Annotated in this window: 22 protein-coding genes and 1 tRNA gene; 8 read left to right on the forward strand and 15 right to left on the reverse strand. The window is 73.1% G+C overall.

From position 1 onward, the window contains the following. Positions 1-12: 12 nt before the first annotated feature. From AC6JBM_RS21810 to AC6JBM_RS21860, 11 genes are all read right to left on the reverse strand, one after another. Positions 13-384 (reverse strand): response regulator, encoded by a 372-nt coding sequence (locus AC6JBM_RS21810; protein ID WP_497985418.1) that lies wholly within the window; start codon positions 382-384, stop codon positions 13-15. Continuing rightward, entirely contained in the window at positions 362-649 is a 288-nt protein-coding gene (locus AC6JBM_RS21815) for a hypothetical protein (RefSeq protein WP_497986507.1), read from the reverse strand. Before AC6JBM_RS21815 ends, AC6JBM_RS21810 begins: the two co-directional genes overlap by 23 nt. Beyond that, a complete protein-coding gene (locus tag AC6JBM_RS21820; protein ID WP_497985419.1) occupies positions 633-2,993 on the reverse strand; it encodes a chemotaxis protein CheA in 2,361 nt (786 codons plus the stop codon). The genes AC6JBM_RS21815 and AC6JBM_RS21820 overlap by 17 nt, the downstream gene beginning before the upstream one ends. Next, the gene (locus AC6JBM_RS21825) at positions 2,990-3,391 is read right to left on the reverse strand and encodes a response regulator (RefSeq protein ID WP_497985420.1); all 402 of its coding nucleotides are present in this window, start codon (positions 3,389-3,391) and stop codon (positions 2,990-2,992) included. The genes AC6JBM_RS21820 and AC6JBM_RS21825 overlap by 4 nt, the downstream gene beginning before the upstream one ends. After that, on the reverse strand, positions 3,388-4,263 hold the full coding sequence (locus AC6JBM_RS21830) for a CheR family methyltransferase (protein WP_497985421.1): 876 nt from the start codon (positions 4,261-4,263) through the stop codon (positions 3,388-3,390). The genes AC6JBM_RS21825 and AC6JBM_RS21830 overlap by 4 nt, the downstream gene beginning before the upstream one ends. After that, positions 4,260-4,871 (reverse strand): HEAT repeat domain-containing protein, encoded by a 612-nt coding sequence (locus AC6JBM_RS21835; protein WP_497985422.1) that lies wholly within the window; start codon positions 4,869-4,871, stop codon positions 4,260-4,262. Before AC6JBM_RS21835 ends, AC6JBM_RS21830 begins: the two co-directional genes overlap by 4 nt. Before the next feature lie 21 nt (positions 4,872-4,892). Beyond that, entirely contained in the window at positions 4,893-5,954 is a 1,062-nt protein-coding gene (gene cheB / locus AC6JBM_RS21840) for a chemotaxis-specific protein-glutamate methyltransferase CheB (protein WP_497985423.1), read from the reverse strand. A 10-nt stretch (positions 5,955-5,964) separates the two neighbouring features. Beyond that, entirely contained in the window at positions 5,965-7,518 is a 1,554-nt protein-coding gene (locus AC6JBM_RS21845) for a chemotaxis protein CheW (RefSeq protein WP_497985424.1), read from the reverse strand. A gap of 29 nt (positions 7,519-7,547) precedes the next feature. Beyond that, a complete protein-coding gene (locus AC6JBM_RS21850; protein WP_497985425.1) occupies positions 7,548-9,491 on the reverse strand; it encodes a methyl-accepting chemotaxis protein in 1,944 nt (647 codons plus the stop codon). Between the two features lie 221 nt (positions 9,492-9,712). After that, positions 9,713-10,387 (reverse strand): TetR/AcrR family transcriptional regulator, encoded by a 675-nt coding sequence (locus AC6JBM_RS21855; RefSeq protein WP_497985426.1) that lies wholly within the window; start codon positions 10,385-10,387, stop codon positions 9,713-9,715. Positions 10,388-10,406: 19 nt separating this feature from the next. Beyond that, entirely contained in the window at positions 10,407-11,669 is a 1,263-nt protein-coding gene (locus tag AC6JBM_RS21860) for an alpha/beta hydrolase (RefSeq protein WP_497985427.1), read from the reverse strand. A 54-nt stretch (positions 11,670-11,723) separates the two neighbouring features. On the opposite strand from AC6JBM_RS21860, the gene AC6JBM_RS21865 reads away from it, so the two are divergent. The 3 genes from AC6JBM_RS21865 to AC6JBM_RS21875 are packed head-to-tail and all read left to right on the forward strand — an operon-like array spanning position 11,724 to position 14,080. Then, the gene (locus tag AC6JBM_RS21865; protein WP_497985428.1) at positions 11,724-12,176 is read left to right on the forward strand and encodes a GbsR/MarR family transcriptional regulator; all 453 of its coding nucleotides are present in this window, start codon (positions 11,724-11,726) and stop codon (positions 12,174-12,176) included. Further along, positions 12,173-13,306, forward strand: a complete 1,134-nt coding sequence (locus AC6JBM_RS21870) for an FAD-dependent monooxygenase (RefSeq protein WP_497985429.1) — start codon at positions 12,173-12,175, stop codon at positions 13,304-13,306. The genes AC6JBM_RS21865 and AC6JBM_RS21870 overlap by 4 nt, the downstream gene beginning before the upstream one ends. A 36-nt stretch (positions 13,307-13,342) precedes the next feature. After that, the gene (locus AC6JBM_RS21875; RefSeq protein WP_497985430.1) at positions 13,343-14,080 is read left to right on the forward strand and encodes a hypothetical protein; all 738 of its coding nucleotides are present in this window, start codon (positions 13,343-13,345) and stop codon (positions 14,078-14,080) included. A 1-nt stretch (position 14,081) separates the two neighbouring features. Here AC6JBM_RS21875 and AC6JBM_RS21880 read toward each other — a convergent pair whose 3' ends face one another. Further along, positions 14,082-15,287, reverse strand: a complete 1,206-nt coding sequence (locus tag AC6JBM_RS21880; RefSeq protein ID WP_497985431.1) for an acyltransferase family protein — start codon at positions 15,285-15,287, stop codon at positions 14,082-14,084. Positions 15,288-15,402: 115 nt separating this feature from the next. Here AC6JBM_RS21880 and AC6JBM_RS21885 point away from each other — a divergent pair, with 115 nt between their 5' ends. From AC6JBM_RS21885 to AC6JBM_RS21895, 3 genes are all read left to right on the forward strand, one after another. Further along, a complete protein-coding gene (locus tag AC6JBM_RS21885; RefSeq protein WP_497985432.1) occupies positions 15,403-15,915 on the forward strand; it encodes a MarR family winged helix-turn-helix transcriptional regulator in 513 nt (170 codons plus the stop codon). Between the two features lie 240 nt (positions 15,916-16,155). Next, positions 16,156-17,097, forward strand: coding sequence for an NADP-dependent oxidoreductase (locus AC6JBM_RS21890; RefSeq protein ID WP_497985433.1), 942 nt, complete (start codon positions 16,156-16,158; stop codon positions 17,095-17,097). A gap of 23 nt (positions 17,098-17,120) precedes the next feature. Further along, positions 17,121-17,396 carry an NmrA family NAD(P)-binding protein gene (locus AC6JBM_RS21895; protein WP_497985434.1) on the forward strand — a complete coding sequence of 92 codons (276 nt, stop codon included), beginning with the start codon at positions 17,121-17,123 and terminating at the stop codon, positions 17,394-17,396. Here AC6JBM_RS21895 and AC6JBM_RS21900 read toward each other — a convergent pair. Then, entirely contained in the window at positions 17,357-18,010 is a 654-nt protein-coding gene (locus AC6JBM_RS21900) for a hypothetical protein (protein ID WP_497985435.1), read from the reverse strand. The genes AC6JBM_RS21895 and AC6JBM_RS21900 overlap by 40 nt on opposite strands. A 393-nt stretch (positions 18,011-18,403) precedes the next feature. Beyond that, positions 18,404-18,754 carry a PadR family transcriptional regulator gene (locus AC6JBM_RS21905; protein ID WP_497985436.1) on the reverse strand — a complete coding sequence of 117 codons (351 nt, stop codon included), beginning with the start codon at positions 18,752-18,754 and terminating at the stop codon, positions 18,404-18,406. Positions 18,755-19,185: 431 nt separating this feature from the next. Here AC6JBM_RS21905 and AC6JBM_RS21910 point away from each other — a divergent pair, with 431 nt between their 5' ends. After that, positions 19,186-20,931 carry a hypothetical protein gene (locus AC6JBM_RS21910; protein WP_497985437.1) on the forward strand — a complete coding sequence of 582 codons (1,746 nt, stop codon included), beginning with the start codon at positions 19,186-19,188 and terminating at the stop codon, positions 20,929-20,931. Positions 20,932-21,244: 313 nt separating this feature from the next. Here AC6JBM_RS21910 and AC6JBM_RS21915 read toward each other — a convergent pair whose 3' ends face one another. Then, complete coding sequence (locus AC6JBM_RS21915; protein WP_497985438.1) at positions 21,245-22,369, reverse strand: alpha/beta hydrolase fold domain-containing protein; 1,125 nt, start codon at positions 22,367-22,369, stop codon at positions 21,245-21,247. 225 nt (positions 22,370-22,594) lie between these two features. Between AC6JBM_RS21915 and AC6JBM_RS21920 the strand changes: the two genes are divergently transcribed. Continuing rightward, positions 22,595-22,668: transfer RNA gene (locus tag AC6JBM_RS21920), tRNA-Cys, on the forward strand. Positions 22,669-22,675: the final 7 nt, after the last annotated feature.

Genomic DNA, 22,675 nt, shown 5'->3' on the forward strand with positions numbered 1-22,675 from the left:
ATGCCGGCCCGGTCACGAGCCGGGCACGACCTGCTTGATGACCCCGAGCAGCTGGTCCGGGGCGACCGGCTTGACCAGCCAGCCGGTGGCCCCGGCGGTCTTCGCCTCGGTTCGCTTGGCCTGCTCCGACTCGGTGGTGAGCATGAGGATCGGCGTGAAGCGCAGGCCGGCCGCCTTGCGCGCCTCACGGGTGAAGGAGATGCCGTCCATGTGCGGCATGTTGACATCGCTGATGATGAGGTTGGGGCGCAGGCCGGTGTTGAGCTTGTCCAGCGCCTCGCGGCCGTGGCCGGCGGTCTCGACCTGGTAGCCGGCCTTGGTCAGGATGGTCTTGAGGCTCATCAGCATGGTGGCGGAGTCGTCAACCAGCATCACGGTCGTCATCGTGGGTCTCCTCGGGGGCGGCGAAGGATTTGTGCGGGCTCAGCACCGGCAGGAGCTGCGTGGCGAGGAACGCGTCCACCGGTGCCGCGCTTATCTTCGGCCGGAACGCGAGGATCGCCTGGAAAGCCGCGGTATGGAGATGGTTGCAGTTGCGCAGGTTGACCCGGGCCCGGGGCGTGCGGCGCAGCCAGGCGACGAACTCCTCTACCTCCTCGACCGTCACCGCCGAGCTGAGCACGGCGGTGCGCTCATGCAACTCGAGCACCAAGGCTGAGCACCTCCTTGAGGTTCAGTACCAGCAGCACCAGCCCGTCGCCGAGCAGCGCGGTCCCGACGAAGTGCGCGGCGCCGCCGAGCAGCCCCTCCATCGGCTTGAGGATGACGTCGACCTCGCGGTGGAAGCGCTCGACGAGCAGGCCGGCCTTGTCGCCGCCGACGTTGACGACGAGCACGGCCCGGTCGCCCTCGGGATCGTGCTCCCGGGGCAGGCCGAGGGCGTCGGCGAGGTCCACGACCGGCACGACCTCGTCGCGCAGCACGACCACGTCCTGGTGCAGCACCCGGCCGACGTCGGCGGCCGGCACCCGGACGGTCTCCACGACGAGGTCGACGGGCACCCCGAAGCGCTGCCCGGCGACGCTGATCACCATGACCTGGGTGACGGCCATCGACAGGGGCAGCCGCAGCCGGGTGACGGTGCCCGACCCCGGCTGCGAGCGCATCGTCACCGTCCCGCCGAGCCGCTCGACGCTGGCCCGCACGGCGTCCATCCCGACCCCGCGGCCGGACAGGTCGGAGACCTCGTCGGCGGTGGAGAAGCCCGGCTGGAAGATCAGGTTCACGGCGTCGCCGTCCGGCATGACCTCCAGCTGCTCCTCGCCGATGAGCCCGCGCTCGTACGCCTTCTGCCGGATGCGCGCGGGGTCGATGCCGCGGCCGTCGTCGGCGACCTCCACCACGACGGCGTCCCCGTCGGCGACGGCGGACAGCGTGATGGAGGCCTGGGGCGGCTTGCCCGCGAGCGTGCGCTCCTCGGGCGGCTCGATGCCGTGGTCGAGGCTGTTGCGCACCAGGTGTACCAGCGGGTCGCCCAGGGCCTCGATGACGTCCTTGTCGGCCATCGTGTCCTCGCCCTCGGTGACGAGCTCGATGCGCTTGCCGAGGCGCCGGCCGAGGTCGCGCACGAGCCGCGGGAACCGGGAGAAGGACACCGACAACGGGAGCATCCGGACGTCCATGACGGCCGCCTGCAGCTCCTCGGCGATGCGGTGCAGTCCGGCGTACTGGTCCTTGATCCGCCGGCCGAGGGCCCGGTTGCCGAACTCCTCCTCGGCCGACTCGGCGAGGTACGTCAGACCGTTCTTGGCCACGTTGAGCTCTCCGACGAGCTCCATGAGCCGGTCGACCTTCGCCTGGTCGACCTTGAGCACCCGGGAGCCGACCGGGCCGGCCTCGGGCTCCGCCGCGCGCCGGTCCGGCTCCCCCACGCGCCGCTCGGCCGGGACGGGGCGCTCGTCACCGCCGCCCGGCGCGGCCGCCAGCCGGAGCCGGTCGACGAGCCCGCGCACGATGGCGGCGAGCTCGGGGGCGCCGGCGTCGTCGAGGTCGACGGCGGCGCCGAGGGCCCGGGCCGCGCCGGCGACCACCCGGGCGATCGACTGCAGGTGGGCGCCGGCCGGCGAGGGGCCGTCGGCGGGCACGAGGGCGGTCATCGCGGCCTCGAGCACGCCCAGGGCGTCGGCGGCGGTCTCGGGGTGCTCGCCGGCGAGCGGTCCGGCCGGCCCGGCGGTCGCGGGTTCCCCGGGCGGTGGGGCCGGCGTGCGCAGCGCCGCCGCGTCCAGCTCGACGATCTCGACCTGCTCGGCGACGTAGCGCAGCACGTACTCGAGCTCGGCGACCGAGGCGCGGGTGGCCAGGACGAAGCCGAGCCGGCACGCGTACTCGTCGTACTCGTCCGGGACCGGCCAGGCGTCGGGGCGCACCACCGCCAGGTGGGCCAGGGCCGGGACCTGCCGCACGAACAGCAGCGGGTCCTCGCCGCGGAAGAAGCAGCCCTCGTCCGGCCGGTAGCGCACGAAGCGCAGGGCCGCGGACGTGGTCTGCAGCCACTCGGTGAGCTCCGCGACGACCGGGGCCCCGAGCTCGGCCACCCACTCGGGCGCGTGGTCGGCGACCGTGGCGGCCCGGGCCGGCCCGGCGGCCGGCCCGGCGGCCGGCCCGGTCGCGCCGCCGATCGGCGCGCGCAGCCGGACGATGAGCACCGCGGCGTCGTCGTGGGCGGTGCCGGGCAGCCGCTCGGTGACGGTGACGTGGGCCAGCCAGCCGCGGATCAGGTCGAACGCGGCGAGCAGGTCGTCGGTCAGCGCGGAGTCCAGCGCCAGGCGGCCGGCGCGGACCGCGTCGAGCAGGTCCTCGGCGGCGTGCGTGAGCGCGGTCAGCTCGGGGAACTCGAACAGGCCGGAGGAGCCCTTGAGGGTGTGGGCGGCCCGGAACACCTCGTTGATGCGCTGGGCGTCGCCCGGGTCCAGCTCCAGCTGCAGCAGGCCCTCACCGACCTGGTTGAGCAGGTCGTCGGCCTCGGCGAGGAACTGGGCGAGCAGTGGGTTCATCGCTCGCCCGCCTCGGCCGGCGCACCGGCGAGCATGGTGGCGACCCGCACCAGCCGTTCGGCGTCGACCGGCTTGACCAGGTAGAGGTTCGCCCCGGCGCGGTAGGCGCGCTCGGCGTCGCCGGGCCGGTCCTCGGTGCTGATCATGACGATCGGCGCGGAGGTGGTGACGGTATCGCCCCGCAGCGCCTCGACGCAGGCGTAGCCGTCCATCCGGGGCATGTTGACGTCGACGAAGAACAGGTCGAACGGGTCGACCAGCGCCGCCTCCACCGCCTCGAGCCCGTTCGCGGCCTGCTCGACGCGGAAGCCGGCGTCGAGCAGGAGCCGGCTGTGGTACATCCGGACCGTGGCGGCGTCGTCGACCACCAGCACGCGGGCCCCCTCGGTCTCGGTCATGGGCGGGCTCCAGTCGGTCGCTGGTAGGCGATGCCCTGCGGCAGTCGCTCGGGGACGAAGATCGGCGAGATGCGGCTCATCGACTCCGCGTGGCCCAGGAAGAGGTACCCGCCCGGGCGCATCACCCCGAAGAGGTTCTCGGCCGCCCGGCGGCTGGACAGCTCGTCGAAGTAGATGAGCACGTTGCGGCAGAACACCACGTCGAAGTCCATGAACTTGCGCATCGCCTGGGTGTCGCACACGTTCACGCGGTGGAACGTCACCGCGCCGCGGATTCCCTCGTCGATCTGGTAGCGCCCGGCCCCGGCGGCGTGGAAGTGCCGCTCGAGCCAGGGCTTGGGCACCCGCTGCAGCGATCGGGCGCCGTAGCTGCCGTGCCGGGCGCGGTCGAGCACGTCGCTGTCGATGTCCGCGGCGTGGATCTCCACGTCGACCCGGTCGATCTGCGGCCACTCCTCCAGCAGGCGGATGGCGATGGAGTACGGCTCCTCGCCGGTCGAGCACGGCAGCGACAGGATCTTCACCGGACCGCTCGGCCGGCCCGCCCGGGTGTGCTCGGCCAGCACCCGCGGCAGCACCGGGTCGAGCAGCGCGTCGAACTGGTAGTCCTCGCGCAGGAAGTAGGTCTCGTTGACGGTGAGCTGATTGGTCAGCTCCTGCAGCAGCTGCGGCCGGTCGCCCACGCGCAGCGCGCCGAACCAGGCGCCGAAGGTGCCGTGGCCGGAGGCGCGCACGCAGGCCTCGATCCGCTTGTCCACGAAGTACCGCTTGCCCGGCGTGAACTGGATGCCGGTGCGCTTGTAGAAGTACTCCCGGAAGCGCTCGAACTCGGCGTCGCTGAGCCGGAACGGCTCCGTGGCTGTGCTGGTCATGTGCCGGCCTCTTGCAGGTCGGGCAGCGCGGCGTCGACGGTGAAGCGCAGGAACGGATCGTCCGGGAACCGGTCCCGGGCGGCGCGCAGCACGTCGGCGTGCTCCGGGCCGGCCATCGGCAGCAGGGCGTCGATCGCGGCGGCCGCGACGTTGGGGTGGGGGTCGGCCGCGACGATCTCGGCGAGCCACTCGGCGGCGCCCGGGTGCGGCAGGTCGGCCAGGATCATCGCGGTCATGATGCGCACGTCGTGATCCGGGTCGGCCAGCAGCGTGGGCAGCAGCGCCGGCACCGAGGCCGGCATCGCGGCCAGCGCGCCGGCGACCGCGGTGCGCAGGGCCGCGTCGTCGCTGCGCAGGTGCGGGGCGAGCCCCGCCGCGACGTCGGCGTGGTCGAGCGCGGCGAGGGTGGTCAGCACGGCGTCGCGGACCGCGGGGTCGGGCTCGGCCGGGACCCGGGCCAGCAGCGCCGGCGCCGCCACGGCGTCGCCCTCCAGGTCGAGCGCCGCGCGGCGGCGGCGCTCCGGATCGGCGTCCTCGAGGCGCTGCCGCGCCGTGCCCTCCTCGGCCGGAGGCGGTGCGTCGGCGGCCTGGCGTCGTACCAGTCCCATGGTTGGTCCCCCTCCGGGTGTTCAGCCGGCCCAGGCGACGATGCGCTCGACGATGGCGTGCGCCGGCAGGGTCTCGGTGGCCCCGCCCCGGCGCACCAGCTCCCCCGGCATGCCCCAGACGACGGCCGTCTCCTCGGCCTCGGCGATGGTGCGGCCGCCGGCCTGCTTGACGGCGGCCATCTCGGCCGCGCCGTCGTCGCCCATGCCGGTGAGCAGGGCGCAGATCAGGCGGGCCGGATCGCAGCTGCGCCGCGCGGAGGCGACCAGCCGGTCGACGCTGGGGTGCCAGCGGTAGTCGGAGCTCTCGGGCACCGACTTCACCACGAGGCCGTCGGTGCGCCGGGCCACCAGCACGTCGGCGTTGCCGCGGCCGATGTAGATGTTGCCGGGCCGGACCGGGATGATCCGGTCGACCTCGTGCACGCGCAGCTGGCAGACCTCGTCGAGGCGGCGGGCCAGCGGCGCGGTGAAGCTCGCCGGAATGTGCTGGGCGACGACGACGGGGGCCGGGAGGCTCCCGGGCAGCCGCGGCAGCAGCTCCGACAGCAGCGCCGGGCCGCCCGTCGACGAGCCGATGACGATGAGCTCGGCCCGTGCCGTCCGCGCCTGCGGTGGCGGCGGCGCGGTGGCGGCGCGCTCCCGCTGGGCCTGCAGTCGCCGGCCGAGATGGTGCGCCCGGCTGGGCCGCGCGCTCGCCGCCGCCGTGATCTTGCCGACGAGCTCCTGCTGCACGTCGCCGAGGTTGAGCGAGACCGTGCCGCCCGGCTTGGGCACGTAGTCCACCGCGCCGAGCTCCAGCGCCTCGAGCGTGACCAGCGCGTTGTGCTCGGTCAGCGACGACACCATGACCACCGGGCGGGGCCGCTGGCGCATGATCTCGGACAGGCAGGTCAGCCCGTCCATCTCCGGCATGTTGATGTCGAGCGTCACCACGTCGGGCTCGACGCGCTCGATCTGTTCGAGCGCGTCGACCCCGTTGCGTGCGGTGTGCACCTCGAAGCCGCCGGCGTCGAGGAGCATCTGCTTGAGCATCTTGCGCATCAGTGCCGAGTCGTCGACGACCAGCACGGTCTTGGCGGGCACGGTGCGGACCTCAGACGGCGGCCAGGTCCCGCTCGGCGATGACATCGCCGAGCGCCGCCCGGTCCTGCGCCCCGAGCAGCTGGTCGACCTGGACGAGCAGCAGCATCCGCTGCTGCTGGTGCAGGTTCGCCACCCGCGAGACGACCTTGGCCTGCTCGTCGGAGAGCTCGGGCGCGGGCTCCAGGGCGGCCCGGCTGACGCGGGCCACCTCGGCGACCGAGTCGACGATGAAGCCGGTGCGCACGCCGCCGAGGATCAGCACGATGATGCGCTGCCGCTCGTCGCGGGGCGCCTTCGGCACGCCGAGCCGGGTGCGCAGGTCCACCACCGGCAGCACCGTGCCGCGCAGGTTCACCAGTCCTTCGACGAAGCTGAAGGTCTTCGGTACCCGGATCAGCGTCTCCGGTACACGGATGATCTCCTGCACCGCGTCGACGTCGACGGCGTACTCCTCCTCGTCGAGCCGGAAGACGACGAACAGCTCCTCGTCGCCGCGTCCGTCATCGGCCATCTCCCGCTCCTCGGTCTCCTCCGCGGCCGGCTCGCCGTCGAGCTGCTCGCGCAGCTCCCGGCGAATCTCCGGCGAGTCGAACATCCGCTCGACGCTCAGCACCGACACCAGCCGCTTGCCGCCCTCCAGCCGGCAGACCGACTCGACCTCGGTGGCCCGGCCGCGCGCGGCGACGACCGGGGGCAGCGGCGCGACGAGCTCGTAGGGCACGCGCAGCACCTGCCGCACGGTGTCCATCACGACGCCGACGACGCCGCCGTCCAGCGACACCACGACGATGCGGTTCTGCGGCTGCAGGTCGGCGACGGGCAGGCCGAAGACCCGGCGCATGCTGACCACCGGCAGCAGCCGCCCGCGCAGGTCCATGACGCCCAGCACGCGGGAGGCCGCGTTGGGCACGTGGCTGACCGCCTCGGGCGCCTGCACGATCTCCTGCACCTGGTCGATCGGCAGCGCGTACTCCTGCCCCTCGACCGCGAAGCTGACGAGCTCGAGGGTGTCGTCGGCGTCGTCCTCGGCGACGGTCTCGCCGCCCGCCGGCCCGGCGGCGGCCATCGCGTCGACCCCGCCGCCCGCGGTGACGATCCGGGAGAACTGGGCCCGGATGAGCTCGTCCACGTCGAGGATCGAGGTCATCGTGCCGTCGTCGCCCTTGATGACGCCGACGAGCACCTCGGAGCTGACCGTCGCCTGCACCGACTCGGCCGGCTCGACCGCGTCCGGGTCGACGCTGATCACGCTGGCCACGCGGTCCACGACGAAGCCCAGCGGCACGCCGCTGTCGACGACGACCACGCGGGTGGTCTCGTCGTGCTCGGTCTGCTCCAGGTCGCAGCAGCGCCGCAGGCTGACCACCGGCAGCACCCGGCCGCGCAGGTTGGCCAGCCCCTCCAGGCTGGGCGGGCCGAGCGGCACCTTGACCACCCCGGGCATCCGGATGATCTCCTGCACCCGGCTCATCGGGAACGCGTAGCGCTCCCCGGACATGTCGAAGGTGACGAAGTCCGCACTGTCGCCGTCCACGGCCGCGTCGGCCGGATCCTGTTCACGCATGAGCGTCGTGTCGTCCACGGCACACCGGCTCAGGCGTTCTGCAGCTCGTCGGCGAGCGCGGCGATCTCCTCCACCGCGGCCGCGAGCTCTTCGGCGCCCTGGGCCTGCTCGCGGGCGGCGGTGGAGGCCTGCGTCGCCAGCTGCTCGGCCTGGTTGGCGGCCGAGGAGATCTGGTCGAGCCCGGTCTTGACCTGGCCGAGCGCCGTGGAGATCTGCTCGGCCGAGTCGCGCACGTCGGCGTTGCCAGCCCGCACCTCGTTCATGTCCCGCTCGATCTCCACCAGCCGGGCGGTGGTGGCCCGGGCCGCCTCCACCTCGGCCAGCGCCTGCCGGCTGGTTTCGTCCAGATCGGCTCGTACCTCCACGATGCGGTCCTGCACCGCCTTCACGAGATCCTTGATCCGGTCGGCGTTCTCGGCCGAGTCGCGGGCCAGGTTGCGGATGTCGGTTGACACGACCGCGAACCCCTTGCCGAACTCGCCGGCCCGCGCCGACTCGACCGAGCCGTTCACCGCGAGCATGTTGGTCTGGATCGAGACGTTCGCGATCGCGTCGACGATCTTGTCGATGCGCCGGGAGATCTGCTCGAGCTCGCCGACCTTGCGCACGTTCTCCATTCCGCCCCGGGCCGCCTGCTCGATCGCCTCGATCATCGAGTCGACCGACACCTTGTTGTCGGCCAGCTGGGTGAGCATGGTCTCGGCCTTCTCCACCGCGGCGGCGCCCCGCGTCGCCGACAGCTGGGCGCCCACCTCGATCTGGGTGATCGCCTCGGCGGTCTGCGAACCCTTCTCGGCGGCGGTCCGGGCGCCCGTGTTGATCTCGTTGATCGCGGTGCTGATCTGCCCGGCGGCGCGGTTGATCTCCTCGACCGCGGCGGAGAGCTCCTCGGCGGCGGAGGCGACCTCTTCGGCGCTCTTGCTGATGTCGGTGCTGGTGCGCAGCCCCTCGGCGACCTCGGCGAGCACCTCGGCCGCCTGCTCGCTCTGCTGGAGCGCCTGGCTCTGCTGGCCCACCGTCTGCAGCGACTCCTCGCAGGCCGCGGACTGCTGTTCGGCCGCGGCGGCGATCTCCTCCGAGCGGGTCTTGGCCTCGAGCGTGGCGCGCTGGGCCTGCACGGCCGCGGCGGCCATCTCCGTCGCCCCGGTCATGATCGAGACCATGCCGTCGCGGATGGTCTCGAGCTGCTGCGTGATCTCGTTGCCCTTCTCCACCTCGCTGCGAGCCGTCTCGGCGGACTGCTGCACACCCGAGGCGATGCTGGTCACGCTCGTGCGAACCTCGTCGATGAGGTCGCGGATCTGCCGCGCGCTGCGCTCGCTGGTCTCGGCGAGGGTGCGGACCTCGTCGGCGACGACCGCGAAGCCCTTGCCGTGCTGACGGGCCCGGGCGGCCTCGATCGCCGCGTTGAGGGCCAGCAGGTTGGTCTGGTCGGCGATGTGCGCGACGGTCTTGACGATCTCGCCGATCTCGTCGGCTTGCTTCTCCAGCTCGGAGATGGTCGCCACCGAGGCCGTCTGCCGCGACGAGGCACGGTCCACGTTGCTCAGCAGGCCGCTGATCCCCACCCGGGTCTCGACCAGCAGGGTCTGCAGCGCCTGGCTGAGGTCGGCGACGCGCCGGGTGACGGTCTGCTGCTGGCCGACGCGCTCCTCGACCTGCGTCATGACGGCCAGGCTCTCCTGGGTGGCGCCCGAGGCCTGCTCGGCGCCCGCGGAGATCTGCTGCATGGCGTCGCTCAGCTGGCGCGAGGCCTCGGACGCCTCGGCGTTCTGGGCCGAGATCTCGGCGGTGGCCGAGGCGATGCGCTCGGCCGCCTGCTGCTGCTTGGCCACCGATCGCGCCTGGCGGCGGCTGGCCTCGTTGTCGGCGGGGCGCTGCCCGCCCCGAGTGCTCTGGCCGCCCTTCATGACGTTCGGGCGGCGGGGGACGTCGGTAGCGCGACCGTTCGGCGCGCTGGTGGTCAACGGCATGGTCGGTCCTCGATCTCCCACGGCGTCCGGCGGGACGCCGATATCACGTGATTCGGGCCGCGTCACCGGTGTTCGGGCGGCTCCATGATCAGCTTCGCACGGCTGGTGATCACGTTTGTGCGTTTATCGGACAACACGGATGCCCGACGCGCTCGTCGCCGCGGGTCGCGGCCGCTTGAGCCAACGTCACCGGCTCGGTCGCCGGCGGTGCGGCGCGATCCTCAGCCGCCGAGGCTGTCCAGCATCAGGGCGAGCGCGAAGTCGAAGCGCTCGTGGGCGGTGTCCGCGGTGAACTCCTCCGCGTGGTGCCGGATCCGCGGGAAGGCGTCGGCGGGCAGCTCGACGAGCCGGTGCGCGAGCTCGTCGCCGCCGGACCCGCGGCGCTGGGACCTCTCGAGGCCGTAGGCGCTCACGTAGAGGGACAGGGCGTCGATGGCCCAGGCCGCCGCGCGGGGCTCGACGCCGCCGGCGAGCAGGATGGCCAGCATGCCCTCGTTGACCCGGAGCGTCTCGAGGTTGGTGGGGCCCATCGCGAGCGCGGCGCGGGAGATGCCGGGGTAGCGCAGGTACTGGTCGCGGATCTGCGCGCACACGCCGGCGATCTGCTCGCGCCAGGCCGCCGGGTCGGGCTCGGGCAGGACGATCTCGGAGCAGAGCCGGCCGATGATCAGCTCGTCGATGTCGGCCTTGTTCACGACGTGGGCGTACAGCGAGGCGGGCCCGGTCCCGAGCACCGCGGAGATGCTGCGCACGGTCAGCGCGTCGTAGCCGTCGTGCGCGACGACGTGCAGCGCCGCGTCGACGATCCGGTCCAGCGTGATGGGCGCCTTGCGCGGGGCCGGTGGGGCGCTCGTGCCTTGCCGCGCGGCCCGGCGCCCCTTCGGGTCCTCCGACATGCGGCTCACGGTAACGAACTTAGTTCGTGTCGCCCCGCCCGTCGAGCACCCAGGCGGCGATGTCGGCCACGACGGCGGGGTCGAGGTGCTGGACGGGCTCGTACTCGGCCGGGGTCGACGGGCCCTCGCCCGGGAAGAAGAAGTGGTTGTCGGCGTCGTAGACGCGCACGGTGACGTCGGGGCGCCCGGCCAGGGCGGCCTGCCAGCGGGCGAGGTCGTCGGCCACGGTGACCTGATAGTCGCGGGCGCCCTGCAGGATCAGGATCGGCCGGTCGACGCCGGCCGCGGCCGTGGCCGGGTCGTAGGCGCGCAGGTCGAGCCAGTACGCCGCGGGGACGCCGAACGGCAGGTCCTCGGTGGGCGTGGCCGCCGACAGGTCCGGACTGTCCACCGCGTGCGCCTGGCGGGTCACGGCCTCGATGATCTGGTCGTACGACGCGCTCGTCGCCGGGTTCAGCGACGCCAGGTGGCGGAACTGGCGGACCGCGGACCAGTGCAGCGGCTGCGCCCCGCCGGCCAGCAGGACGAGCCCGGCCACGGCCGGCTCCGCCGCGGCGATCCGCGGGGCGATCGTGCCGCCGAGGCTGTGGCCGAGCACGAAGACCCGGCCGGCGTCGACCGCGGGATGCTGCCGGAGCAGCCCGACGGCGGCCAGGGCATGCGGCTTGTACTCGTCGTCGACGGTGAAGTCCGCGAGGGCCTTGACGCTCGCGCCGTGAGCGTGGGTGACCTTGTCGAAGCGCAGGGTCGCGATGCCCCGCGCGGCCAGGCCCCACGCGAGGTCCTTGAAGGGCTTGTTGCGCCCGATGGTCTCGTCGCGGTCGTTGGGGCCGGAGCCGGCGAGCATGACGATCGCGGGGTGCGGGCCCGGGACGGCCGGCAGCGTCAGGGTGCCGGGCACGGCCAGCGGGCCGGAGCCCACGGTCACGTCGTGCTCGGCGAGCGCGTCCGGCTCGGCGTAGCCGGGCGGCTGCCAGGGCAGCGTCGGCTGGGCGGCCTCCGCCGCGGCGATCTGCAGGCCGGTGAGCCAGCCGGATTCGGTGACCGAGAGCAGTACCGTCGCCGCACCGTGAGCGAAGAGGACCGGCAGCTTGACGAGGGCCGCCTCGGTGAGGGGCTCGCCGGCGCCGGTCAGCGGGCCGTGGCGGTCGAGCTCGGCCTCCCAGGCGGCGCGCAGCGAATCCTCGGTCACCATCGGGCGCAGATTCGGGGCGAACAGGTCGCGGATCTCGGCGTAGCGGCCGGCCTGGAGCAGTTCCAGCAGCCGCTGGGCAATCGGCACGGCGCGAGCCTATCGTGGATTGCGGTACACGAGTTTCAGCTTATACTGAAATTCGTGAACGACGACGAGCGGGCGCTCGCCTGGGTGGATCAGATCGCGATGTACCTCGCGCGCGACGGGGTCTCGCCGATCGCCGGGCGGGTGCTCGGGTGGCTCATGATCTGCGACCCGCCGGAGCAGTCGGCCGCGCAGATCAGCGAGGCCATCGGGGCCAGCCGCGCCTCCCTCACCGTGAACCTGCGGCTGCTCACCGGCATGGGCTTCCTCAGCTGGCGCACCCGGCCCGGCGATCGGACCATGTACTACCGCATGGCCGACGATGCCTGGCAGACCGTCGTGCGCCGGCAGATCGCCGGGATCGCGGCCTTCCTCGACATCACGCGCCAGGGGCTCGACCTCATCGGCCCCGACGGCGACCGCGCGGGCCGGATTCGGCAGGCCCGCGCCACGTTCGACTGGATGGCCCACGTATTCGACAACGCCCCGCCCCTCGAGGAGAAGCCATGAGTACCGGACACGCGGTGGTCATCGGGGCCGGCATCGGCGGGCTCGCCGCCGCCGTCGCGCTGCACCGGATCGGCTGGCACGCCACGGTGCTGGAGCGCGCGGGCGAGCTGGGCGAGATCGGGGCCGGGATGTCCCAGGCGCCGAACGCGCTGGCCGCCCTGGACGAGCTCGGCGTCGGCGAACGGGCCCGCGAGGCCGGCGTACCGTCCCGGGCGACCGGCAACCTGCGCACCCCCGACGGCCGTTTCCTGCAGCGCGCCCGGGCCGGGGACGCGCCCGCGCTGCTCGCGTTCCACCGGGCCGACCTGCACCGGGTGCTGCTCGACGCGGTTCCGCCGGACTGGGTGCGCACCGGCGCCGAGGTCACCGGCGTGCGCGCGGACGGGACGGTGACGTTCGCCGGCGGGCAGCTGCGGGCCGACCTGGTCGTCGCGGCGGACGGCATCGGCAGCGCGACCAGGCGGCTGTTGTGGCCGGACGCGCCCGCACCCCGGTTCCTCGGGCGCACCGCGTGGCTGGGCGTGGCGCCCGTGGCCGATCAGCCGGGCAGCGTGACGCTCGGCAATGGGGGGTACTTCCTGATCCACCCGCTCTCGCGCGGGCGCGCGTACTGGGCGTACGTGACCACCTCCGACGCCCCGGGCATCCGCTTCGAGGACGAGCACGCCGAGGTGGCCCGGCGGGTGCGGGAGTGGCACGACCCGATCCCGGCGCTCATCGCGGCGACGCCACCGGACGCCGTCATCCACGTCGACATCCGCGAGCTGGCGCCGCTGCCGGCCTTCGTCAACGGCCGCGTGGCCCTGCTCGGCGACGCCGCGCACGCGATGAGCCCCGACCGCGGCCAGGGGGCCGGGCAGAGCATCGAGGACGCCGTCGTGCTCGCCGCGGCGCTCGCGGAGGAGCCGACCGTCGAGGCCGCCCTGCGCCGCTACGACACCGAGCGCCGGCCCCGCAGCCAGGCGACCGCGCGCAGCGCCGCCGTCGACGGCCGGGTCAACACCTCGCGCCGCTTCCACGGCCCGCTCACGGCGATGATCCGGCTGACTCCCGCCGGGCTGTGGAGCAGGAGTATCGCCCCCGACGCCAACAAGACCTGGCGCTGGCGGCCGCCCCGCCTGACGCGGTGAGCGTTTTTGTCGTACCCCTGGTGCAGACTGCATCGCGTGGACCTGACGTTTGCGTTCGCCGCTCTGCTCGGGCGGTCCGACTTCCCTGCCGGCTCCTACGACGCGTACTACGGCGGCGACACCCTCGACGAGTTCCTGCTCCCGGCCCCCTGGCTCACCCCGGCCGCGCTCGCGTCGTCCGCCCCGGTCGCGTTACCGGACGTCGACGGCTGCTTCCTCGACGAGGACCATCAGGCCCTCGCCTGGGAGTTCGACCTGGCCGATTCGCTGTTCGCGGTCGAGTGGGCCGACGACGTGCTGCCGGCGGCGTTCCTCGCCGACGTGCGCGCGGCCGATGCCGACATGCTCGTGCGCGGCGCCGACCTGGGCGCGCTGCTCGCCCGCCACGGCCTCGACCTGACAGACCCGTCGGCGAAGCGGCTGAACTATCGCATCTCGGCACTGCTGCGCCTGGCCACGGACGGCACCCTGCACGACGCCATGCGCATGGCGACGTTCACGCACCGCCTGCCGGCGCTGGTCTCGTTCGGCTCGGGCGGCTCGCGCCGGGTCGAGGAGGGGTGGGAGACGGCGCTGGCCGCGGTCGAGCCGCCGCAGCTGCGCGACCACCTGCGCCTGCACTGCCTGGAGCCGTCCTCGTCGCGGGCCGCGGGCGCCCGCTACCTCGGCGCGGACGAGTGGCCGACGGGCACCGAGGCCCTCGACGGCCGGCGCAGGCTGGTGGCGGGCTGGGAGTTCGGCGAGTCCCAGTCGGGGGTGGCCGTGGTCGCCTGAGTCAGCCGCGCTCGCCGGTGCGGGGCCGGGGCCGTGCACCGTCGGTCGCGGCGTGCATGGCGGCGAAGCCGCGCTTGAGGCCGTCGCGCAGCAGGCGGGAGACCGGGCGCTCGACGAGGCGGTGGGTGCCGTAGGCCAATGCGAAGACGATGACGAGAACCAGGGCGAGCATCGGCTTCATGCGCGGGATGGGCTCGCTGAGCTGGTGCATCAGCGAGCTGCCGATCTCGTTGTGCAGCAGGTAGAGGGGGAATGTCAAGGCGCCCAGGACGGCGCAGCCGCGCCAGCGGACCCAGTCGAACCAGCCCAGCGCGACGCCGACCAGGATGAGGGTCCCGACGGCGTAGACGATGAGCAGGGTGGAGAACCCGGTGTCGGCGTGCGACTCGCGTCGCAGGTCGTCGAGCGTCTGTGCGCCGAAGATGAACGCCACGCCCAGCACGCACCAGAGCACCAGGTTCGGGCCGAAGCGGTGCATCAGGTAGAGCATGATGCCGACGACGAAGTAGGGCGCGAATCGCGGTTCGATGACGGCCACGACGAAGCTGTCGTTGGCACCGTGGGCGAAGGCGGCCAGGACGAGCCAGGCGATGCTGAACCAGAGCACGCGCCTGTACGTGAGACCGGCCCGCACGACAAGGGCGAAGATGATGTAGAACTTCAGCTCGATGAACAGCGACCAGTAGACCCCGTCGACGGACTGGATGCCGACGAACTGGTGCATCATGGTCAGATTGCCGAGCACCTGCATGAGCGTGAGCGGCTGCGTCGCGCCGGCCGGGTGGAAGCACCAGATCGCGATCGCGGTCAGCGGCACCGCGAACAGGTACGCCGGGTAGAGCCGCACCACGCGGGACGTGAAGAACTGCTCCACCGTCCGGCCCCACGAGCTCATGCAGATCACGAAGCCGCTGATCATGAAGAAGATCATGACGCCGACCCAGCCGTACCGCGTGGCCTGGTACACCGGGCGGGTGAACGCCTGGTTCGGGTCCACGCCCTCGTAGAAGGCGGCCGCGGCGGTGAGGTGGAACGCCACGACCATCAGCGCGCACGCGAACCTGAGCAGGTCGAGCGCGTGAATCCGGGACGGGCGCGCCGCCCGAGCCGGTTCGGGGCGGCCGGTCTCGATCGTCGGCTCGTTGCTCTGGGCCACCCCGCTGGCGTCCCGGCCTGGATCAAGCTCGGCCAGCGTCGGCTCTGACATGCCACTCGTCCCCGTTCTGGTCTTGAAGGCCCCGGGAGCATACGGGGGTTCCCAGGTGCCCTCAAGGTGGTGCGCGGCGGGCACGGTTTGAATTCAAAGCAAGTAGGATCACGGCGTGAGTGACCCGACCCCGGCGCCCGGCCTGAACTCGGAGCAGCTCGGTGCGTACTTCGCGCTGATGGAGGTCAGCAGCCTGCTGCAGTACGCGGTGGACGAGCACCTGCGCGCCGACGGTGATCTCAGCTACGTGCAGTTCCAGATCCTGGCCCGCCTGGTGGACGCGCCCGAGGGCAAGCTGCGCATGACGGACCTGGCCGACGGTGTCGTGTACAGCCGCAGCGGTCTCACCTATCAGGCCGGGCTGCTGGACAAGCGCGGCCTGATCACCCGGGCGCCCTCGCCGGACGACGAGCGCAGTGTCATCGCGACCGTCACCGACGCCGGCCGGGATCTGATCGCCCGTGTGCTGCCGGGGCATGTCGAGCGGGTGCACCAACTGCTGTTCGAGCCGATGACGGGCAACGACCTCGCCGCGCTCAGTACCGTGCTCGGCCGCGTCCGCGACCACATGCGCGCGACCCCGCCGCGGTCCGCCAAGCCTCGGGCCGGCCGCAACCGGACCGGCTGAGGCGGAGCGCGCCGTCCGGCGACTGCGCTGTTCGGCGACCTCCCCCAGTTCGCCCGGGTTGACGATCTTCCGGTGGACCCGAGGGGCAGCGGATGATCCTCATCTTCGCGGCCGTGGACGACCTGTGACGGCTGTCGGCCGGCTCACACCTTGAACTCGTTGCTTCGAATCTGAAGCGTGTTATGGTCAAAAAGTGCTTCGAATGCGAAGCATAAGGTACCGAAGAAGCGAGGGCTTGTGATGAAGGCAGTGCGTTTCCACGAGTACGGCGACCCCGGCGTCCTGCGGTACGAGGACGTCGAGCGGCCCGAGCCCGGCGCCGGCCAGGTGCTGATCCGGGTCGCCGCGACGTCGTTCAACGGGGTCGACGGGAACATTCGCGGCGGTTTCATGCAGGGGCCGATCCCGGTGACGCTGCCGCACACGCCCGGCATCGACGTGTCCGGCACGGTTGCCGCGCTGGGCGAGGGCGTCGACGCCGTCCAGGTCGGTGACCGGGTCGTCGGATTCCTGCCGATGGCGGCCGACGGCGCGGCCGCCGAGTACGTCGTGGCCCCGGCCGAGATTCTCGCGCCGGCCCCCACGAGCGCTCCCCTGGCCGACGCCGCGGCGCTGCCGACCGTGGGCCTCACCGCGTGGCAGGCGCTGTTCGACCACGCGAAGCTGACCGCGGGCCAGCGCGTGCTGATCAACGGCGCGGGCGGGGCGGTCGGCGGCTACGCCGTGCAGCTGGCCAAGAACGCCGGCGCCCACGTGATCGCCATCGCCGGCCCGAGCGCCGTCGACCGGGTCAAGGCGGCCGGCGCCGACGAGGTCATCGACTACACCACCACCGCGGCTCCGGCCGTGACACCCGCGGTCGACGTGGCCCTCAACCTGGCCCCGATCGAGCCGGCGCGGCTGGCCGCCCTGCTCAACCTGATCCGCGCGGGCGGCGTGCTGGTCAACACCACGGTGTGGATGCCCGCGCCCACCGACGAGCAGCGCGGTGTGCGCGGCATCGACCTGTTCGTCCGCAGCGACGCCGCCCAGCTGTCGCGCCTGGTCGCGCTGGTCGACTCCGGCGAGCTGCGCATCGACGTCGCCCAGCGGGTCCCGCTGGCCGACCTGCCGGCCGTGCACACCCAGGCCGCCACGGGCGCGCTGCCCGGCAAGACCGTCATCCTCGCCCCCACCGCCTGAACCCCGCGACAGGAGCATCCGACATGTCTCACGACAAGGTGATCACCGTGCTCGGCGCGACCGGCACCCAGGGCGGCGCGGTCGCGCGGGCGCTGCTGGCCGGCGGCGAATTCGGCGTACGGGCCGTGACCCGCAACGCCGCGTCGGCCAAGGCCCGGGCGCTGGCCGGATTCGACGCCCAGGTGGTCGCGGGCGTCGCCTCGGACGACATCGGCCGGGTGTTGCAGCAGCCCTCGGAGACGATCGGCGCCACGGTGGATCACGCGGAGTTTGACGGGGCGCCGCAGGTCGGGCAATGAGCACCCGAAGCGGGCAGCCACCGGCCTCCTGCCGAGCGTCGACCCGTTGCGGCGAGGGCCAGGGTCAGCAGTGCGGGTCCCGCCGCGGCGACCAGGACCGCGGCGACAGCCATGGCTGACCACTCCGGGATCAGGGGCCGCCCGGGGCCGGCGTTGTCGAACATCGCACCGAGCGGGTTCAGTGCGAGCATGCCGATCGGCGTGAGCAGAATCAGCAGCGCCCAGACCCCGCGGAAGTCGTGCCGGGCGGCCAGGCCGAGCGCGAGCAGCGTCACGCCGATCAGCAGCGCCACCCCGGCGGCCGGCAATGTGGTCGCGGCGGTGATGTAGTAACCGCCGTAGCGCGGCCCGGCGGCCACGGCGAGCGGCACGGTCACTGCCCCGGCGGCGAGCGGCGTCAACCGAACCCACCAGCGGTGCGGGCCGGCGGCGCCGAGCGCGACGACCCCGAGGACGAGCTGGGGCACCAGGACGCTCAACGGTGGGCGGGGTATTCCGGTCAGCATCGCGGCCGGCACGACACCCGCGGTGACCAGCACGGCGAGGACCGCCACGCGGCGAAACCACCGGCCGGGAGCGACGGCGTGCACGACGGCGGTCAGCAACCAGACCACCCACGCCGCCACCCCGAGGAACAGGACAGGGCCGGTAGGCGTATGCCGGGGCACTGTGGGTGCGAGCGCCAGGAGCATCGCCCACCAGCTCGCGAGCGCGGTGGTGATCGTCAGTGCGAGCAGGCCGGAAGCCGGGCCCGAGGCCGGGCGCGGTCCGCAGGCGCTGGCGCAGCCCACCGGCCGCGAGGTCCGCGATGTCCGCCGGCGAGGGTCGCCTACGGCCGGGCGCGGCCAGGGACAGGTAGGTGTCCATCAGCTCCGAGCCACGCGTCCGCCGATAGTCGGCCGGATAGAACAGCGCCGTCCAGCGCGCATAGCGCCGCTCGAGATCGGTCATCGCCGGGCGTTCCTGGTCGTGCCCTTCCGGGCGGTCCGGCTGGCTTTCCGGCAGGCTCATGCGAATCCTCGGCTCGGGCGGGGCGCGGCCTTGGCGGCGCGCAGCCGGGCGGTTGCCGCCTTGACGTTGCGGCGCATGCGTTCGGTCTCGGCGGCCAGCAGCTCGCCGCCCGGCTCGGTGAGCCGGTAGTAGCGGCGCAGCCGGCCGTCGACGATCTCCTCGTGGTCGACGCCGACCAGGCCCGCGTCGACGAGCCGGTCCAGCGCGCCGTACAGCGTGCCGGGCCGCAGCGAGATGCGTCCCCCGGAGAGCTGGGCCACCTCGGCGATCAGTCCGTAGCCGTGCATCGGCTCGCCGGCAAGGGCGGTGAGGATCAGGAACGTGGGTTCGCGCAGTGGGGTTTCCACGCCGACCAATATATCGGCTGCGAAGGTATGGCGACACATCCCCACCGCCGGCGTTCACCGACATCCCCCGCCCGCGGGAACTCTTCCGCTACACACAGATCTGCTCCCAGTGGCGGTCGCCCCAACCGTCCTGGTTCGCTACCCCCAATCGGAACCCGGCCAGCGGCACCCGGCCGAGATCGCGCATCCCCTCCAGCGGCATGCCCGACCGCCGGCTGGACGAGGCAAGCCGGCCTGGAGTCGTTGCAGCTCCTCCACGACCATGTGGAGCGCCTCAGCGACGACCGCGTCCTTCTGGTGCGGATCTGCTGACGGCGCGGAACAGATGGACGCGCTGATCGGTCGCAGGCTCGTGAAGGCGGCGCGAACGCTCAGACCTGTGGCAGGATCGAGCGCATGACGTACGGAAAGGGCGCCCAGCGCCTCGCAGCGTGAGCCGCCTCGTCCCAGCGGCATCGCTGGACGACTGGGGATGGCTGGAAGCGGGCATCGTCTCGGGCGAACTCCTGGTCCCGGGTGATCACGCGCGGTCCTGGGTCTTCGACACGATGAAGGCCGACCGGGACGGGCCGACGACCCACCGGCTGCTCGCCTTGGCGAACGACGGTCGCGTGCCGGTACGCCGGACGGTGTTCGAGTTGCTGGCCGAGCTGTATTGGCTACATCCGGGCGGGTGGCCCCTGGTGGCAGATGCCGCCGAGTCGGCGCTGAGCGACGAGGACGTACTGGTACGCCTTACCGCAGCGGCGTTACTGGTCCGCGCCGGCGGCACCGATCGAGCCGTGGCGGCGTTGACCGCCTCGTCCGATCCGGTCGTCCGGATCGCCCTCATGCACGCGATATCCTGGCGCACGGCCCCGGACCACCGGGCGATGCTCGATCGCCTGCGGTCCGACCCGGAGCCCACCATCCGGCTGCTCGCGGGCATCGCCGCGTACAGCAGCCACGACCCGTCCGCCTGGCCGGCACTGGACGCCGCGATCCTTGCCGACCTGGATGCCTCCGCCGATGCGGGTGAGCTCTGGGCCCGCGCGCTGACCGGCCTGGACCGGGAGCAGGACTGCTGCGGCTGGGCGGAACGGCTGGCGGACCCGGCCGAACGTCAGCGGCGAAGGCTCGATGGCGTGCGGATGGCGGTCGCGGCGATGCGTGCGTGGCGCGCCGCGCCCGGCCGGTTGACGTCGATGCTGACCGGCCTCCTCGGGGAAGAGCCTTCCGAGGTACGGTCGGAGGCCCTGCGCGCGATAGCGTCCTCGCTCACCGCGTCCCGGCTCGGCGCCGACGGCCTCGCGGCGGTGATGGACGACCCCGAGGCCGGCGCGACGGCCGCCACCGCGCTGGGCTGTGTCGGCGACCATCGTGCGGTGCCGCAGCTGGTACGGCTGATGCTCGCGGACAGTCACGAGCCCCGGCTGGTGGAGGCGTTCCGGGCCGTCGCTCGGGCGGGCGCCGACCCGGAGGCGCCGGTGGCCGCCGCTCGCCAGATGTTGGCCGCGGTTCCGGATTCGTGCGCGCCCGAGCTGCCGATGCTGGTGCTGGCCGCGTTCGGGCCGGCTGCGGCCGCGGCCGTGCCCGAGCTCATCGCCAGGCTGGAAGGGGCCGAGAACGACACGCCGGACCTGGCGTTCTCCGTCCTGGGACAGATCGGCCCGGCCGCCGTCGGCGCGGTCCCGCAACTACGGCAGTACCGGAGCCGAGGCGCGATGTCCGCCCTGTTCAGGATCGCGCCGGACCGGGCCGAGGCCGAGCGGTACCTCGCCGGACGGCCGGAAGAACTCCGCCGTGACCGCCTCGCGTCGCAGCTGCTCACCTGGCTCGCGGAGCACGGCGGGCTCACCGTCCGGCAGCACCGGCAGCTGCGGAGCCTGTTCACGGTTCCCGGATTCGAGCAGGTCGAGTCGGCGGGCGCGCTGTGGCTGCACGAAGGTCCCGCGGTCGCCGACGAGCTGCTGGCGGTCCTGCCGAACTCCCTGTCCGACGACCTGCACAGGCCCAAGGTGCTCCAGGTGTTCGCCGCGATGGGGTCACATGCGCGGCCGGTACTCGACCGGCTGGACCGGTTCATCGCCTTGCGGCGCCGCGCGGCATTCAACCTCGGCGACGAGGACACCGAGATGCGCGCGGACGAGATGCTGCTGGCCGCGACCATCGCGGCCCGCGAACGCATCGCCGGATGACTCCGCACGACGGACGGCGGGTGCGCGCACGCCGTTCCGCAAGGGTATTGGCGTGCTGGACCTGCATGCGGACCTCGCGGCCGGGGTGCGCGACGCCGACGGTGCCTGGCGGTTCATCCGCCGGTTCGCCGAGGGCTACGCGGAGCCGATCGGCGACGGCGACGGCTTCGCCGAGGACGATCTGCGGGCGGCCGACCAGCGGCGCGGGCTGGACGCGCTGTTCGCCGTCCCGGCATCGTGCGCACGAGCACCGTCATCTCGCTCAACGAGGAGATGCCGCTGCGCATGCGGGCCCTGCTGGAGGAGCACGCGGTCACGGGATCAGCTCCGGGAAGCCGAACACGATGATCCGCCGGATGCCGGTCGTGGTCACGGTCAGCACCGCGGCCCCGAACGGCTCGCCTCGGTACCACACGTGCACCCCCGGCTGCCCGTTCATCCACAGCGGCGCCATCCGCCACTCCCCCGCCGCGCCCATGACCAGCCGCAGGTAGGGCACGCAGGTCGCCTTGCCCGCGAACCAGGTCCGCGACGGCACGAGCTCCAGCGACGCGTCCGTGCGCAGCGCCCGCTCCAGGATCGTCACGTCGCTGCGTTCGAAGGCGGCGATGTACTGCTCCAGCAGCGCCCGCGCCGCCGGCTCGCCCGGCTCGGCGAGGTCGCCGCCGTCCGGCGAGGGCGCGACGTCCTCGAGCCGGGCCCGGGCCCGCTGCAGCAGGCTCTTGACCCCGGCGACGGACGAGCCGAGCACCTCGCGCAGGATGAGCACGGCCCGCTGCCGCGGCGGCAGGTACTGCAGCCCGGCGATGAGCGCGAGCCGCAGGCTGTCCCGGGTCGCGGCGACCTCGGCCGGGTCCGCCGACCCGGGCGTGACGAGCGTGTCGGCGATCGGGCGCAGCCACGGCACCTCGAGGTCGGCCCCGCCGGGCGGCGCGTGCGGGTCGTCCGCGGGCGCCCCGAGGCCGGAGGGCAGCGGGTCTGTCACCGTGCCAGCTTCTCCCGCAGCCACGCGGCCGCGCGAGCGATCGCCGCATACGCCGCCGCGGCGTGCCCGGCCCCCATCTGGAACGTGTGCTGCTCGCCGGGCGTCACGTCGAGCACGGCCTCGACCCCGTGCCGGCCCCTCGGGCCGGGCCCGCAGCATGAGCGAGACCGTCAGCCCGCCGCCGGCCGAGTCCCCGGTGACCGCGAGGTGCTCCGGCCGCGTCTGCGCCAGCAGCGCCCGGTAGACGGCGGTGACCTCGTCGAGCTGGGTCGGGTACTGACGCTCCGGCGTGTGCGAGTAGGACGCCAGCACGGCCCGGGCGCCGGCCGCCTTGGCCAGGTGGGCGTAGAGCTTGCGGTGCGTGTGCACGGAGCCACCGACGTATCCGCCGCCGTGCAGGCACAGCAGCACCCGGTCGGCGCTGTCCTTCGGCACCGCCCAGAGCACGGGCACGCCGCCGATCTCGCGCTCGAGGTAGTCGACGCCGCCGGGCTCGGCCGTGACGTCCCCCCCAGTGCGAGTCGACGACCCGGTGCTGCTCGACGGTCAGCGGCGGGTCGGCCTGGGAGAGGGCGTTGCTGCGGCGGTAGAAGGCGTTGAGCGAGTAGATGTCGTCCATGCCGGTACTGACCGGCCGGGCCGCGAAAGGAATCGGTCTGCCGTAAGATCCGGCCCGGCGGAGCCGTAGCGCAGAGGTCGTCGCGCTGTGACAGCACATCAGGAGGACGCCGGTTCGAATCCGGTCGGCTTCGCCGTCTT

Source organism: Dactylosporangium thailandense (assembly GCF_059739745.1).